Annotated in this window: 1 protein-coding gene; it reads right to left on the bottom strand. The window is 69.2% G+C overall.

Annotated features, from left to right (window positions below):
- On the bottom strand, positions 1-341 hold a 341-nt coding region (locus PUR56_RS30155), incomplete at both ends, for a beta-ketoacyl synthase N-terminal-like domain-containing protein (RefSeq protein WP_329951278.1).

Raw genomic sequence — 341 nt, forward strand, 5'->3', positions numbered from 1 at the left:
CAGATGCAGGGCCACCAACGACGACGAACAAGCCGTGTCCACCGTCACCGCAGGCCCCTCCAGGCCGAAAGTGTACGAGATCCTCCCCGACATCACCGACGAAGCCGTACCCGTCAGCAGATGGCCTTCCAGGCCCTCCCCGCTCTCCGCCGCCCCGGTGCCGTAAACCTTGCACGTGGCGCCGACGTTCACGCCCACCGTCTCGCCGCGCAGGCCCAGCGGATCGGCACCCGCCGCCTCCAGCGTCTCCCACGACGTCTCCAGCAACAGGCGCTGCTGCGGATCCATCGCCAACGCCTCACGCGGCGAGATCCCGAACAGCCCCGCATCGAAGTCCCCCG

Origin of the sequence: Streptomyces sp. BE303 (genome assembly GCF_036290945.1) — a bacterium.
Lineage (GTDB): Bacteria > Actinomycetota > Actinomycetes > Streptomycetales > Streptomycetaceae > Kitasatospora.